The sequence below is a fragment of the Paenibacillus jilunlii genome (assembly GCF_900102965.1).
GTDB classification, from domain to species: domain Bacteria; phylum Bacillota; class Bacilli; order Paenibacillales; family Paenibacillaceae; genus Paenibacillus_AQ; species Paenibacillus_AQ jilunlii.
In genome coordinates this window covers 28,639-43,241 of record NZ_FNGM01000012.1, presented here as the reverse complement: position 1 = coordinate 43,241, position 14,603 = coordinate 28,639, and the positions used below count along the sequence as shown (strand labels likewise).

General features: G+C 46.5%; 11 protein-coding genes. 8 read left to right on the top strand and 3 right to left on the bottom strand.

What is annotated here, in order from left to right:
* Positions 1-3: 3 nt before the first annotated feature.
* Together BLQ82_RS19730 and frlD are read right to left on the bottom strand one after the other, a co-directional pair.
* The gene (locus BLQ82_RS19730; RefSeq protein WP_062523523.1) at positions 4-855 is read right to left on the bottom strand and encodes an amidohydrolase family protein; all 852 of its coding nucleotides are present in this window, start codon (positions 853-855) and stop codon (positions 4-6) included.
* Positions 856-890: 35 nt separating this feature from the next.
* A complete protein-coding gene (gene frlD / locus BLQ82_RS19725) occupies positions 891-1,676 on the bottom strand; it encodes a fructoselysine 6-kinase (RefSeq protein WP_074648437.1) in 786 nt (261 codons plus the stop codon).
* Positions 1,677-2,167: 491 nt separating this feature from the next.
* On the opposite strand from frlD, the gene BLQ82_RS31120 reads away from it, so the two are divergent.
* The 6 genes from BLQ82_RS31120 to BLQ82_RS19690 all read left to right on the top strand — a co-directional run bounded on the left by BLQ82_RS31120 (position 2,168) and on the right by BLQ82_RS19690 (position 11,077).
* Complete coding sequence (locus BLQ82_RS31120; protein ID WP_425281129.1) at positions 2,168-5,830, top strand: cellulase family glycosylhydrolase; 3,663 nt, start codon at positions 2,168-2,170, stop codon at positions 5,828-5,830.
* 204 nt (positions 5,831-6,034) lie between these two features.
* Complete coding sequence (locus BLQ82_RS19710) at positions 6,035-7,024, top strand: effector binding domain-containing protein (RefSeq protein ID WP_062523525.1); 990 nt, start codon at positions 6,035-6,037, stop codon at positions 7,022-7,024.
* Positions 7,025-7,466: 442 nt separating this feature from the next.
* Positions 7,467-9,875 carry an RNA polymerase recycling motor HelD gene (gene helD, locus BLQ82_RS19705; protein WP_062523554.1) on the top strand — a complete coding sequence of 803 codons (2,409 nt, stop codon included), beginning with the start codon at positions 7,467-7,469 and terminating at the stop codon, positions 9,873-9,875.
* 111 nt (positions 9,876-9,986) lie between these two features.
* A complete protein-coding gene (locus tag BLQ82_RS19700; protein WP_062523526.1) occupies positions 9,987-10,469 on the top strand; it encodes a GyrI-like domain-containing protein in 483 nt (160 codons plus the stop codon).
* Positions 10,470-10,503: 34 nt separating this feature from the next.
* Entirely contained in the window at positions 10,504-10,758 is a 255-nt protein-coding gene (locus BLQ82_RS19695) for a type II toxin-antitoxin system RelE/ParE family toxin (RefSeq protein WP_062523527.1), read from the top strand.
* A gap of 4 nt (positions 10,759-10,762) precedes the next feature.
* Positions 10,763-11,077, top strand: coding sequence for a helix-turn-helix transcriptional regulator (locus tag BLQ82_RS19690; protein WP_062523528.1), 315 nt, complete (start codon positions 10,763-10,765; stop codon positions 11,075-11,077).
* A gap of 110 nt (positions 11,078-11,187) precedes the next feature.
* Here the strand turns inward: BLQ82_RS19690 and BLQ82_RS19685 are convergent, their stop codons facing one another.
* Positions 11,188-12,060 (bottom strand): LysR family transcriptional regulator, encoded by an 873-nt coding sequence (locus BLQ82_RS19685; RefSeq protein WP_082722668.1) that lies wholly within the window; start codon positions 12,058-12,060, stop codon positions 11,188-11,190.
* A 108-nt stretch (positions 12,061-12,168) separates the two neighbouring features.
* Between BLQ82_RS19685 and aroC the strand changes: the two genes are divergently transcribed.
* Both aroC and BLQ82_RS19675 read left to right on the top strand, forming a co-directional pair.
* Positions 12,169-13,227 (top strand): chorismate synthase, encoded by a 1,059-nt coding sequence (gene aroC, locus BLQ82_RS19680; protein ID WP_062523529.1) that lies wholly within the window; start codon positions 12,169-12,171, stop codon positions 13,225-13,227.
* A gap of 518 nt (positions 13,228-13,745) precedes the next feature.
* Complete coding sequence (locus BLQ82_RS19675) at positions 13,746-14,603, top strand: alpha/beta fold hydrolase (protein WP_062523530.1); 858 nt, start codon at positions 13,746-13,748, stop codon at positions 14,601-14,603.

The following is a 14,603-nucleotide window of genomic DNA, read 5'->3' as shown; positions in this document are numbered from 1 at the left end:
CGCTTATTTCCCCTCCCCCAGAAATGCAAGTGCATTTCCACCAAAAATGTTCGCCTTTACCTTTTCGCTAAACGGCAGATTTTCTATAGCCTTTTTTAATTTAAACGCACGAAACCTTGGGGTATTTGATCCAAACATCACTTGCTTGGCAAAATTGCGTTCAAGGGTCAGCGGGTCCATTTCCTTCATAAAAATACGCTCCATAAAATCATTAAAGGAATCCATATACAGCATTGAGGTATCTGTGTAGACATTAGGATATTTTATCATCAGCATCATCATTTCCCTGACCCATGGCCAGGCAAAATGGGCGAGACACATCCGCAGTTCCGGAAATTCTACAGCTGCCTGCTCATAATGAATTGGATTAGCATACTTGGCAAGCGCATTAGGCTCCCAACTCAAGCCGGCATGAAACATGATTGGCTTATCGTATTCTCTACACTTCTCGTAGATCGGCCACAATAGCTTATCATCAGGATAAAACTGCTGCTTGGACGGATTCAGCTTTAGCCCGCTTAGCTTCAGATTGGCAAAGGCATTCTCCAAAACCTCCAACGCATCCTTACGATACGGGTCTACACTGGCAAATCCAATGAATGAATCGGGATGACGATCTATGATCTTCTTGATCTCCTCATTAGTTACAATACTGCCGCCGCTTTGTGTGGTTAAATCAAGTGGAAGCAGAATAGAACGGTCGATTTTTCCAAAATTCATTTCGGCTATAATTTCCTCATAACTGTATGGCGACTGCTTATAGATACCAAATTGCTCAGAACGGAATTTCAGGACGGAATCATCCCCGCAAATCGTATCAAAATAAATCGGATGTACATGTGCATCAATAATCATTATTTCTCCTCCTCCGATATCCTCAGCTTCTAAAATTAATAGGGTTCAAATTTCTGAATGACCTCAGCGGACAGCTTTGCACCCTCCTGCAAGCATTCTTGTACCGGAAAACCCTTGATTACCCCAGCCATAAATCCGGCAAAAAAGGAATCCCCGGCACCAACTGTATTTACAATATTTTCTACTTTTATAATACTTCCCTCATAGAACTGTTTTCCGTCATAAGCCAAACTTCCATATTCCCCAAAAGTAGCCACTACGATTTGTACTCCTTGATCACAGGCCCACTTCATTTTATCTTCGATCCATGAATCCCGCTGAGAGTATGAGAATAAAGCATAATCCACATTCGGAATAATCAATTCAAAATCCTTATCCTCCAAAAACGTAGAGAAATCAAAGGCGATCTTGCAGCCCGCTTGTCTGAATTGTGCCAGTAAGCCATAAATACGTCCGAAGTAATCTGTATGAATGTAATCATGCTGCTTAATAAAATCAAAGTCTTCATCTCTCAAATAATAATTGGCCATAACTCCATCAATACAATTACCGTGGACCCGATCGTTATCAATTAACTGCATATGAATTTGTGCCGTTGAACCCTTATCCACCCGGAGGTGTGTAGTATCAATTCCGCTTATCTGCAGCCTCTCGACCATCTGTTCTCCATAAGAATCATTTCCTACAGCGCTTACAACAGCAGAGCGGATTCCCCGTTTTTTAATATTGATTGCAAAATCCACACCATTGCCTGTAGGATAGCTCTTATCCAGATTGTCATAAACATCCATACAGCTGTATCCAACTGCGACAACTTTCATAGATATCAACCTTTCTACACAGAATCTCTGCTAAAACAATTAACATAACGTTATATAACGTATTCTTGATATGTCCAATATAAGCGTTTTCATGGAGGGCGTCAAGAGAAAATCAACTTGTTGTAGAAAAATGCCGTATCTAATTCCCGGATATACCGGGTCAATCTCCTGCGGAAAAATTATTTTTGTGTTATTGAAACCATTGACAGTTATGATAACAAAGGGATATTCTGTAATCGTTAGAGGGTTTTGGATAGATAGAACTCCTAACAAGTGATGTAGCGGCTAACCAATATGTTGCCGGAACCGCTAGATCATGCTAAGCGCTCTTCTGGTCCATTCAAAAAAGATAGCGCTTTCATTTTGCGGATAATGAGGAAGGAGGGAGACTTTTTATTAGTTTCATTCAAACGAAAGTGAAAAGTGTATCCAATGTATGACTTATTCATTAATGGGAGGGATGTTGCTTGAAGAAAATTTTGGCTTTTATTATGATGTTTGGTTTGCTTACGGGGATGGTACCGCCAATGGAGGCGAGTGCAGCAACTAACATCGCAGCTAACAAAACTGCAACGGCAAGCTCAAGTGAGGATTCCACAAAAACACAGGATAGGGCTGTTGATGGAAACGCTTCAACAAGGTGGTCCTCTAATTATTCCGATCCCCAGTGGATCAGTGTTGATCTTGGAAGCCCAAACAATGTAAGTGGTGTTAAGCTGAACTGGGAAGTTGCCTACGCTAAAGCGTACCAAATTCAGGTATCCGCAGATAACAGCAATTGGACTACGGTTTACTCCACTACAACAGGAGACGGAGGGATTGATCATATTTCTTTCGCAGCAACAAATGCAAGATATGTAAGAATGTATGGAACACAAAGGGCTACTGAATATGGGTATTCTCTCTGGGATTTTGAAGTGTATTCGGATAGCGGGCCGGTGGATACTGGAATTATATCCGGTGCAGTTTATAAGCTTACAGCACAGCATAGCGGCAAAAACCTGGATGTGGCAGGAGGCTCTGCTTCAGACGGAGCTAACGTACAGCAGTGGACGGATAATGGAAACCCCCAGCAAAAGTGGAAGGTCATTGACGTTGGCAATGGATTCTATAAATTGATCGCCCAATCCAGCGGTAAGGCATTGGATGCCGCAGACCCCTCAACTGCAGATGGAGCCAATGTCCGGCAGTGGACGGATAACGGTACTGCCACACAGAAGTGGGAAATAATGGATACAGGCGGCGGGTATTACAAGTTAATCTCCAAAAGCAGCGGTAAAGCCCTGGATGTGGCAGGAGGCTCCACCGCAGACGGAGCCAATGTCCAGCAGTGGACGGACAACGGGAATGCGCAACAGAGATGGAAATTTACGCAGGCTACAACTACTTCAGACACCACACCACCAACCCCGCCAACAAACCTTAAAAGCATCTCAAAAACGGAAACAAGCGTAAGCCTTGCTTGGACAGCGTCCACGGACAACGTAGGAGTAACAGGGTACGACATTTATAACGGGACGGCGCTGGCCGGGTCCAGTACAACAACAAGCTATACTGTTACCGGCTTGACGGCCAATACAGCATACAGCTTCACAGTAAAGGCGAAAGACGCAGCAATGAATATATCCGCGGCAAGCGCGGCGCTGAGTGTAACCACCAGTGCAACTTCCATAAACCCCGGATTCTATATTAACGGAACCACTTTATATGATGCTAACGGAAAACCCTTTGTGATGAGAGGGATTAACCACGCTCACAACTGGTACAAGGGTCAAGAGTCTGTTGCCATACCGGCAATAGCCAAAACTGGTGCTAACACCGTAAGAATTGTACTATCAGACGGGCAGCAATGGTCAAAAGACAGTTTGGCAGCCATACAAAATCTGATCACCTTGTGCGAACAGAATAAAATGGTGGCAGTCGTCGAAGTCCATGACGGGACCGGGTCCGATAGTGAAGCTGTACTTAATAATATTGCAAATTATTGGATTGAAATGAAAAGTGCGCTCATCGGTAAAGAAAAAACCGTTATCCTCAACATTGCAAATGAGTGGTACGGCACATGGGATGGGGCAAACTGGGCCAAAGGATATACTTCTGTAATACCGAAGCTTAGAAACGCTGGGATTAAGAATACCATTATGGTTGACGGAGCAGGCTGGGGGCAATATCCGCAATCCATTATTGATTATGGGACACAGGTTTTTAATGCAGACCCCCTGAGAAATACGATGTTCTCGATTCATATGTACGAATACGCAGGAGGAAACGCAGCAACAGTTAAGAGTAATATTGATAATGTATTGAACAAAAACTTGGCGCTGGTTATCGGTGAATTCGGAATAAAGCATACGAACGGTGATGTCGACGAAGCGGCAATTATGAGTTATTCCGAGCAAAAAGGCGTCGGGTATCTCGGATGGTCGTGGAAAGGAAACGGTACCGGGCTGGAGTATCTGGATATGTCGAACGATTGGGCAGGAACCAGCTATACTGAACAAGGGAATGCCATCATCAACGGGCCAAACGGGATTAAAGCCACCTCGAAGCGGAGTTCGGTATTTGAAGACACATCCGATAATCAGGCACCGACAACACCTGCGAATTTGTCCGCCACTTCACCAACATATTCTACGGTTGCGCTGACTTGGACGGGTTCAACAGACAATGTAGGTGTGGCGGGGTACAATATTTATCAGAACGGAAATTTGGTTCATATCAGCCCAACTACAAACTATACTGTAACAGGCCTCAAAGCAAATACCACTTATGCATTTACGGTAAAAGCGATTGATGCTGCCGGCAACCTGTCTGCTGCAAGCAATGCCGTAAGTATAAAAACATCAGACAGCAATGATACAACAGCGCCTACAGCGCCGGCAGGACTTGTGGTGGCGCCTGCAATCACAACAGCAAAACTGGCCTGGACCGCGTCAACGGACAACATTGGTGTTGCCGGCTACAACATCTATGTGAACGGAGAACTGCAAGGCACCAGTGCAACCACAAGCTACACTGCATCCGGTTTAGCGGGTAAAACAGCATATACCTTTTCGGTTAAGGCGTTTGATGATGCAGGCAATGAATCGGCCGCAAGCAACGCTGTTGAAGTAACTACGGGCGATCCCGGCAATATTCAAGTCATTGATCCGGGGATTATCGACAATTACACTACCTGGTATGTTGGAATTAATGGTGCCGACAAACCGGCTACGCCTACAGTTGCTGAGCTGACTTACCTTGATAACGGCGGATTGAATATGAGCTTTAATCTGCAAAGTGAGAACTATCCAAGCTTCCAGGTAGACCCGGCCCCTGTTGCAAATTGGAGTAATTACAGTAATATGAATCTCATCCTGTCCAATCCTAATGCAGCTGAGGTTCAGATCCAACCGATTGTCAAAGACGGCGACTGGAAATGGGTTGAATTGGGACATTACATTAAAGTCCCTGCGAAAACTACAATGATCGCTACAGTACCTTTGACGGGTCTCACGAACAAAGATGTAAACCGTATTATTTTACGTGTACAAGGTGGAAGCGGAGGGTTAGCGGGCAGTCTTCAATTGCATACCATCAGTTTTGATCTGGAGCCGACGGCCTATGCTTCGACGATCGCCGAAATGAACCGCCCCAAAACAGCCAGCTTCTATCCATGGAATCTTGTTGAATCCTCTTACACAGGGAATGAATCCAGCGGGTTGGATGGAGAAACTCTCTTTGTAAAATATAAATCAACGATAAGCGATACGATTGCAGCAGGTGTAGCTACTGAAACTAAGCCTGGTCTGGGGATTGGCGATGACTGGACAAAATATGCAAGCGTTTCCAGTACCCTTACTAATACCGGAACGAGTGCAATTCATGTATCTCTGGTAGTAAGGACCGGAGGCGGTTGGGTATGGCAGGAAACAGGAGGCCAAACCGCAGCCGATCCTACAGTTGAAAGGATTATCGAGCCGGGTGAATCGGTCGATGTCGTATATGCGTTTAACTCCCCGGTTTGGAAATCGGCAAAAACAAATTGGAGCAATCATGCCGCATTGGAAAATGCAATTGACGTAAGGGGGGTTCAATTCAAGGTATATGCCGGAACGGGTGAAGCCGTATCAGCGGGAACGCTCCAGATTACGAATTTCCAGTTGAATTTCTAAGAGCTAAAGAACAGCGAGGTATTATACCCTGGCATTAGGCTGTCCCAAGCAGCCATTTCATGGCTTTGGGGAACAAGGAAAATGGCGGTAAAGGGAGTAACTTCCCGGATGCCGCCATTTTTGATGTGATAATATTCGTATAATACAACCTAGTTGACTTTGACGTCGGGTCGTACTTTAAGCTGTTGATGGAAAGGAGGAGCTATGGAACTGCTGACAATAAGTGAGGTTACAAAAAACTACCAGATTTCAACAAGAACACTCAGATATTATGAGCAAATCGGATTGCTTCAGAGCTTGAGGAAAGAGGGTTATGCATACCGCACCTATGATGAATATTCTTTGAAAAGACTGGAACAGATTTTGATCTTACGAAAGCTTAGAATTCCTTTGAAAGAAATTAAGAGAGTTCTGCAAAGTGAAGAGGCACAAGTAGCATTAAACATTTTTCAAGGAAGAATCGAAGAGCTCTCGAATGAAATCCTGGCATTATCTACAATTAAAACAGTATTAAATCAATTTGTAATCCATCTGAGAGAACATGCAGAGGTAAAAATAAATCCTGAATACTTGTCAGAAGAATCAATACTGCAGGTCATAGAAGCCCTTCCCGTAACCAAAAACAATCTTAAGGAGGGTACATTCATGAATGATTTGAAGATAGCCGACAATCCATTATCCCAACTTAAAGATGTAAGAATTGTATATGTAGCTCCCGCCTCAGTTGCTTCTATACACTATGTAGGCGGGTCACCGGAATACGACACAGGGAATGAATTAAGGGAATTTATGATTCAAACCAATCTTAAAGAAATGAAGCCTGATTTGCGGCATTTTGGTTTTAATCACCCCAACGGGGTGAGTCCTGACGGAACTGATCACGGATATGAGAGATGGGTAACCATCCCCGACGATTTGGAAGTACAAAAACCATTCGTGAAAAAGAAATTTCCTGGGGGTTTATATGCTACCCATATGATACCGATGGGGAATTTTGAGGAATGGGGCTGGCTTATGGATTGGGTAACCAACAGTATTGAATATGAACCGGAGTGGGGTGATCCCGATTGCATGAATGGCTCAATAGAAGAACATTTAAACTACATCAATCAATATCATTTGAGCAATGAAGACATTGATAAATGTGTGCAGCTGGACCTGTTGCTCCCGATAAAGCCAAAGGTGGGGGAATAGTAAAAGGAATTTCTAGGGATACCTCGAAGAGGTATCTCTTTTTTAAAATATAAGAATTTCTATGCTTCACGCTATAAATTATCCTTCTATTTCTCGCTGAAACGGATACCGTCCTAATAAGGACGATACCCGTTTCTACTTGGCAATAACTTACCATTCCGGTACGCTTTCCTTAAGCCGGGCTGCCAGACTTGGAGCAATCCAGGGACATACAGCTTTGGCAGAAACAAAAAAACCTGGCAGAAACGCCAGGTTATTATAGGCAAAACCATTGCAAACAAATAAGCATTATGCTAAAGTTGAAGAACTGCCGATGTTTTTTTCAATGAAGATACAAGTATCGTATTTTATTTACATCTTTATTGTAGCAGATGGAATTGCATTTTGTCAACAGTCCTTTTTTTATCTAACTTCGTTTGAGAAGGAGTGTATTCAGGAGATGATGAACTTGAATGAATGGCAGCAGGAGCAGCAGCGGCTGGATCTGGTTAAGGAGAAACTGACATCCACAATCGTTGAACTGGAGCCCAAGATAGGCCAGCTAAAGGATCAGGCGGCGGAGATCCGCAAAAGATTCTGGGAAGAGGTTACGGTCAACACCAGTACGGACGAGGATTTCGAAGAAACGTTTTTCACAATTAACCAGCAATCCGCAGTGTTGTCCGAACGGGAACGCAGCCATAGACGGCTCGTGCAGCAGTGGAAAAATATGAACCGGCTGCTGCCATCTCCTTATTTTGGACGCGTTGATTTTCTGGAAGATGGCCAGGGGATTACGGAGCAAGTGTATATCGGGGTATCCTCCTTCGTCGATACGGATGGTCTGAGCTTTCTGGTGTATGACTGGCGTACTCCTATTGCAAGTCTTTACTATGACTATCCTCCGGGCCCGGCAGCCTATGAAACACCGGGAGGGCAAATCACGGGGACCATGAACCTGAAGCGCCAATACCAGATCCGTGACGGGCATCTCCAGCATATGTTCGATTCGAGTTTAACCATCGGCGACGAATTGCTCCAGCAAGTGCTTGGTGGAGGGGCAGATGCGCAAATGAAGAGCATCGTGGCGACGATTCAAAAAGAGCAGAACGCCATTATCCGCAACGATAAAAGCAAAATGCTCATTGTACAGGGGGCAGCCGGAAGCGGGAAAACCTCTGCAGCGCTGCAGCGCGTAGCTTACCTGCTGTATAAACACCGCGAAAGGCTCACGGCGGATCAGATTGTTCTTTTCTCGCCTAACCCCATGTTTAACAGCTACGTCTCTACAGTTCTTCCTGAGCTCGGGGAGGAAAACATGCAGCAGACCACCTTCCAGGAATATCTGGAATATTGGCTCGGATCAACGTTTCGCCTGGAGGACCCGTTCGATCAGATCGAATATGCGCTGACAAGGCATCAGGCTCAAGGGTATAAGGCCCGTATGAATGGAATTCAATATAAAGCATCGGAAGCCTATCTTCAGGCACTCCGCGGGTATTCGGTGTGGCTGGAGCGGGAAGGCATGAGGTTTGTCAGCATCCGTTTCCGGGATCGCGTGCTGATCTCCGGCGAGCAGATCAAAACCAAGTTCTACAGCTATGATGCTTCGATCCGCCTGACCAACCGTATCACACTTGTGCAGAAATGGCTGCTGCAGGAGCTGGCCCGGCTGGAGAAGAAGGAGCAGGGAGCGGACTGGGTGCAGGAGGAGCTTAACTATCTGGATGGGGAACAGTACGCTGAAGCCTTCAGTATGCTGCACAAAGACCGGGGAGTTTTTGACTTTGCCGAAAAATATGCCCAAATCGATGAAATCATGCGCAACAAGCGCCGCCCGGACGAGGGCGATTTTGATTTTGCCGACCGGGAGGAAGAGCTGCTCAGCCGGATGATCGTAAAAGAGCAATTCAAACCCCTGAGACGGAATGTAAAACAATTCTTGTTTGTAGATATGCCTGGGCTGTACAGCCAGTTGTTCAGCGAAGAAGCAGCATACAGGGAGATGACAAATGCCGGGGTACCGGAACTTTGGCCGGAAATCTGCACGCAAACCAAAGAAAAGCTGGGCCGGAACGAACTGCTGTATGAAGATGCTACACCTTATCTATATCTAAAAGAACTTGTCGAGGGTAACCGGACCAACACTCAGGTGCGGCATATATTCGTCGATGAAGGTCAGGATTATTCGATGTTTCAGTATGAGTTCCTCAAAAGACTTTTTCCCCGTGCCCGGATGACTGTGCTCGGTGATTTCAGTCAGGCCATTTTTACACAGGCAACGAACCTGCACGGGATCGGCTCACCGTTGGTCCGGCTCTATGGAGAGGAGGAGACCAGCCAGTTTCTTCTTGTCCGCAGTTACCGTTCTACCCGTGAAATTGTGGAGTTCACGAAGCCGCTTTTGCCGGGCGGAGAAGCCATTGTACCGTTTGAGAGAAGCGGCAGGAAGCCAACCCTTGCGAGGCTGGAGAGCAGCGGGCAACGGGTGGAACGGATAGCAGCAGATATCGCAGCTCTTCAGGCTGAAGGCTATACATCCATCGCCGTGATTACGAAAACCGCTGCCGGGAGCATAGAAGCCTATGAGGCTCTGGCGTCCGGGGGGGTCAAAGAGCTGCGGCTGATCACAAAGAACACGCCCACTTTTGAAAAGGGTATACTTGTCATTCCCGCATATCTCGCTAAGGGGGTTGAATTTGATGCTGTGTTGATTTACGATGCCTCCTTGCAATCTTATCACCGGGAGAACGAGCGCAAGCTCTTTTATACAGCATGTACGCGGGCCATGCACCGGCTTATGCTGTATACGGCAGGAGAATGGACACCTTTCGTTCAGGCGGTAGATACATCTTTGTATGAGTTAGTGTGAGCAGACAGCCCCAGAGGCTTATCCTAAGCATGGATTGGCAGCATATAGGGAACATGACAGTAAGTTGTCAACTTTCTTATTGTACAATTCAGTGAAAGAGGAGGGTGGACAATGAACACATATACAACTGATAAACAAAAGCTGATAATAACTGGAGTTGCTGTACGTACTACAAATGCAGAAGAGGCGGGACCGGAGGGGAGATTGCCCAAGCTGTGGGAAACTTACTTTCAGAGCAATCTTTTATCTGCGGCGGGAGGCGAAAATCCGCATTTCATTTACGCGGTGTACACAGATTATGAGAGCGACGCAAACGGAGCTTATACTGTTGTAATTGGGCATGAATCAAGCAATGAGGCGGTCCCGGCTGACAAGAATCACGTCGTTGTAACCGTCCCTGAGAGCAAATACATGGTATTCACGACGAAAAAAGGGCCTGTGTATGAAGTGGTGGCACAAGCGTGGCACGAGATTTGGGCCTATTTCAAGGAATCCCCCGAGAAGAGAGCCTACACAGGCGACTTTGAGCTTTATGATGCCAGAGACTTTGATCCAACAAACACAGAGCTGCAGATTTATATTGCTATAAAATAATCACTAAGGCGCCTGGAATCGGGCGCCTTTTTACATGGAAGTCGCTTTAGATCGGTTAGAACAATTAGGCCCGCTCGCAGGTTATAATTTTGTTGATAAGCTTACGAAAGACATTTGGGAAATTACTCCTGGTGTTAATAGAGTTTTGTTATTTTTGTGGGATGGCAACAAATATGTTCTTCTCTCTCATTTTCGAAAAAAGACTGGGAAGACACCAAGAAGTGAGATTAAAAAGGCAGAACTTCACAGGAAGGATTGGTTAGAACGCCATTCAAAAAAGGAGGGATGACGAAGTGAAGACGTGGAGAGCCAAGAAACAGGAAATTAGTGGAAAACTTGGATCAGAGCGATCTGAAGTATTAGAGATTACCGCACAGCTTATTAATTTAATTCATAAACGTCGTCTTGAGTTAGGTCTAACTCAGGAGCAACTAGCGGCTCGGATCATCGAGCGTGGCGGCAATTTGCGCCAAGAACATATTGCCCGTATCGAGACTGGAGCCGTAGTACCACGGATCGATACGTTGGTTACCATAGCAAGAGCACTCGATCTTGATTTATTTAATTTAAAAGGAACAGAAGAGGCGGCCTCGAAAACTTACGCATGAATTTGTACTGAAGACTTACTTCAACAGCTGAGTGGCCAGCGGTAATACTTAAAATAAAACAGGACGTTTTCCTGGTATCTTACGGGGAATCGTCCTGTTTTGCAAAGGAGTTACATGTCCAAAAAAGCCTCTGCCGCAAGTGACAGGGATGAATGCTTACGAACAGCAATGCCAATATGGCGGTCAGGAATGGGGACTGCCGTACGAAGTTCCACTAAGGACCCTCCCATGATACGTGAGGCCACAAAAGCCCGTGGCAAAAAAGCTGCCCCGTACCCCCGCTCGGCAAATTCAGTGAGCATTTCCAGGCTATTCAGTTCAAAGTCGGCTTCGATTTCTATCCCCTGGGAGCGGAACCATCCTTCAATGAAGGAACGCGTGGTGCTGCCCGGGGACAGCATCAGGAGCGGAAGCTCCGTTAACCGTTCCGTCGGCAGAGGTTCCCGTGACCATTCTGCGAAGGCAGGTCCAACAACCGCGCAAAAAGGTGAGGCATGGGAAGCCACGATCCGGATTTCTTCGTCTGATACGGGCAGATAAATATAACCGAGGTCCAACAAGCCCCGCTTCAACCGCTCCAGGATGAGGCGGGTTTTTTCCTGCGACAATTGAATGCGAATCTTGGGGTAGCGGGCATGAAACTGGTCGAGCAGGGGGACAACGAAGTCTTTAATAATTGCCCCGTTGGCCCCTATTCGCAGCCGGCCTTCACGATACTGCTTCATATTTTTCATTTGGCGTTCTGCGGAGTCCAGTTCCCCGAAGGCTTGCCGGACATGCAGATACAGAGTCTGTCCCTCTTGTGTTAGCCGGACACCCTTGGATAACCGGTCAAACAGCCGGACACCCAGCGCTTCCTCCAGCTGCTTGATGGCGTAGCTGACGGAAGGCTGCGTCATATTGAGGTTGTGTGCAGCTCTGGTTAGATTGGAACAATCAGCGGCATAGAGAAAAATACGGTACCATTCACTGTTGATGATCACATGTTATCAATCCTCTCTATGGCAAATGCTGAATTTTACTATTTCATTTATTTCAAGTATACCCTTAGACTGATGAAGAAGGAACTCTAAGAACAGGGGTGTATGAAAATGGCGGGAAGCACGTTTGGGGAAAGATTAAAAGTGACCACGTTCGGAGAGTCCCATGGAGAGGCCGTAGGTGCTATTGTGGAGGGGGTTACCCCGGGCGTCGAATTGGATGAAGCATATATTCAAGTTCAGATGGACCGGAGAAGACCAGGGCAATCTTCCGTCACGACTCCGCGGAAGGAATATGATAAGATCCGCATCTTATCAGGCCTCTTCGAAGGCCGGACAACAGGTACACCACTATGCATTATGCTGGACAATACGGACATGCGTCCGTCAGCGTACGACGATATTAAATCTATGTACCGGCCCGGACATGCGGATTTCACCTACGAGAAGAAGTATGGGATTCGTGACTATCGCGGGAGCGGCAGGGCTTCGGGCAGAGAGACGGCGGCCCGCGTGGCTGCGGGTGCGGTTGCGCGCAAGCTGCTGGAGCATCGGAGCGTGAAGGTACTGGCTTATACAACCGAAATCGGCGGCATCCGTTGCGGGACATTTGATCCGGAGGTTATCGAATCCAACATGGTGCGGGCGTGCGATCCTGCGGCAGCAGAACGTATGATTAAACGGATTGAAGAGCTGGCTGCCAAGGGAGACAGCTGCGGGGGAATTGTGGAATGCCGGATTAGCGGCGTCCGGGCGGGACTTGGGGAGCCTGTGTTTGACAAGCTGGATGCAGAGCTTGCACGGGCCATGCTCTCCATCGGGGCGGTCAAAGGCATTGAATTTGGTGCGGGCTTCCAGGCTGCAGCCATGCTTGGAAGTGAACACAATGATCAGATGGACGCAAACGGATTTCAGACGAACCATGCCGGAGGGGTCATCGGCGGGCTCAGCACAGGGGCAGACATCGTATTCCGGGTGGCGGTCAAGCCGACCTCTTCGATTTCAGTCCCCCAACGGACCATCGATGCCGACGGCAATGAACGGGAGATTATGACCAAAGGCAGGCATGATCCCTGCATCTGCCCCCGCATTGTGCCGGTGATTGAAGCCATGGCGTGCCTGGTGATCGAGGATCATTACAAGCGGCAGGCGGCATTGCTGGATCAATAAAAAGTCTCCACTCAAGAGGAGCGCAGCATGTTCTGCAGCGAGAAATCCAATCTGATAAAGATGATCTTTAAATACTTGACGTTATAAACATCATGGAGAACCGTACCACAATTAACGGTTCTCCATGATTTCTAATACCAGGTTTTTTACCATAACTCCCAGTGGGATACGGTTTCAAAACCAATCTTGGGATAAAAGTCAGGGGTACCCCAAAACAATAAGTAGCGCCTATCTGTTTAGTCCATTTCATTAGCTCGGTTATTGCTAAAGGCAAGATTAGCATCTTTGGCTTGTTTAAGTGCACATTATTATACAGCATGCATAACTCTCGACGGTGAGCTAAAGACAGGTATTGTTGACTGTGCGATTTTGCGTGGGTCCCTCTGTTGGTTCGGTGAGCTCTCTTGACGATGGACGATAAAAACCGGTACTTGCTGCCGGATGAACAGCATTGACAGAATATTATTTACGGAATAAAATTGATTGACTGAATTAATCAATCGAAAGGAGGTGGCCGTATGCCCAATTCAAAAGTTTCTTCCAATGAGGTTAGTCTGTTTATTCAATCGAAAGCTCTATCGGGAGATGGTACCCAAATTGGATACCAAAGCATCGGAAATGGACCGGGAATTATTATTGTTCATGGAGCTTTGAGGGATTCGGGCGACTATACCCGCCTAGCCAAAGCTCTTTCGCATTCATTTACCGTTCATCTGATGGACCGGAGGGGGCGGGGCATAAGTGGACCCCAGGGTCCGGATTATGCTATTAATAAAGAGTGTGAAGACGTCCAGGCGATTCGCAAAGCAACGGGGGCAAATTATTTGTTCGGACATAGCTTTGGCGGACTTGTGTCACTTGAGGCGGCAAGGAAGGATTCCTCCATTACCAAATTAGCTGTGTATGAACCGGGGGTTCTCCTTCACCCTATGGATGATATTTGGATGTCTAATTACGAGAAGGCCATGCAAAGAAATGATTTCAGAGGTGCTTTTGCCCACTTTGTACGAGGCATGGGCAATACCCCGTTATCCGGGCTTCCTTTTTGGTATTCCAGATTTATTCTGAGAATGATGATACGCGGGAAACAATGGCATAAGATCACCCGGTTATTGGCGCAAAATTTAAACGAACACCGGGAGGTACAGTCGCATGCTTCTTCTTACCCAAACTATGAAAAGATTGTGTCAGATGTATTATTGCTTTCAGGGGGGAAGAGCCCTAAGTCCACGAAAGAAATACTTGAGGAGTTGAACCACACGATAGCTGACTCTACACTAGAAACCTTTCCCCAACTGGACCATTTTGGACCGGAAAATGAAAATGAACCCAACGCCATGGCGCAGGTTCTAAAAAACTTTTTTCTCAATTCTTAA

Bases quoted from the DNA above. Each gene is read 5' to 3' on its own strand.
- BLQ82_RS19710 (WP_062523525.1), top strand. From the start codon at position 6,035: ATGGAACTGCTGACAATAAGTGAGGTTACAAAAAACTACCAGATTTCA.
- frlD (WP_074648437.1), bottom strand. From the start codon at position 1,676: ATGAAAGTTGTCGCAGTTGGATACAGCTGTATGGATGTTTATGACAAT.
- BLQ82_RS19730 (WP_062523523.1), bottom strand. From the start codon at position 855: ATGATTATTGATGCACATGTACATCCGATTTATTTTGATACGATTTGC.
- BLQ82_RS19700 (WP_062523526.1), top strand. From the start codon at position 9,987: ATGAACACATATACAACTGATAAACAAAAGCTGATAATAACTGGAGTT.
- BLQ82_RS19675 (WP_062523530.1), top strand. From the start codon at position 13,746: ATGCCCAATTCAAAAGTTTCTTCCAATGAGGTTAGTCTGTTTATTCAA.
- BLQ82_RS31120 (WP_425281129.1), top strand. From the start codon at position 2,168: ATGATGTTTGGTTTGCTTACGGGGATGGTACCGCCAATGGAGGCGAGT.
- BLQ82_RS19695 (WP_062523527.1), top strand. From the start codon at position 10,504: ATGGAAGTCGCTTTAGATCGGTTAGAACAATTAGGCCCGCTCGCAGGT.
- helD (WP_062523554.1), top strand. From the start codon at position 7,467: ATGAACTTGAATGAATGGCAGCAGGAGCAGCAGCGGCTGGATCTGGTT.
- aroC (WP_062523529.1), top strand. From the start codon at position 12,169: ATGGCGGGAAGCACGTTTGGGGAAAGATTAAAAGTGACCACGTTCGGA.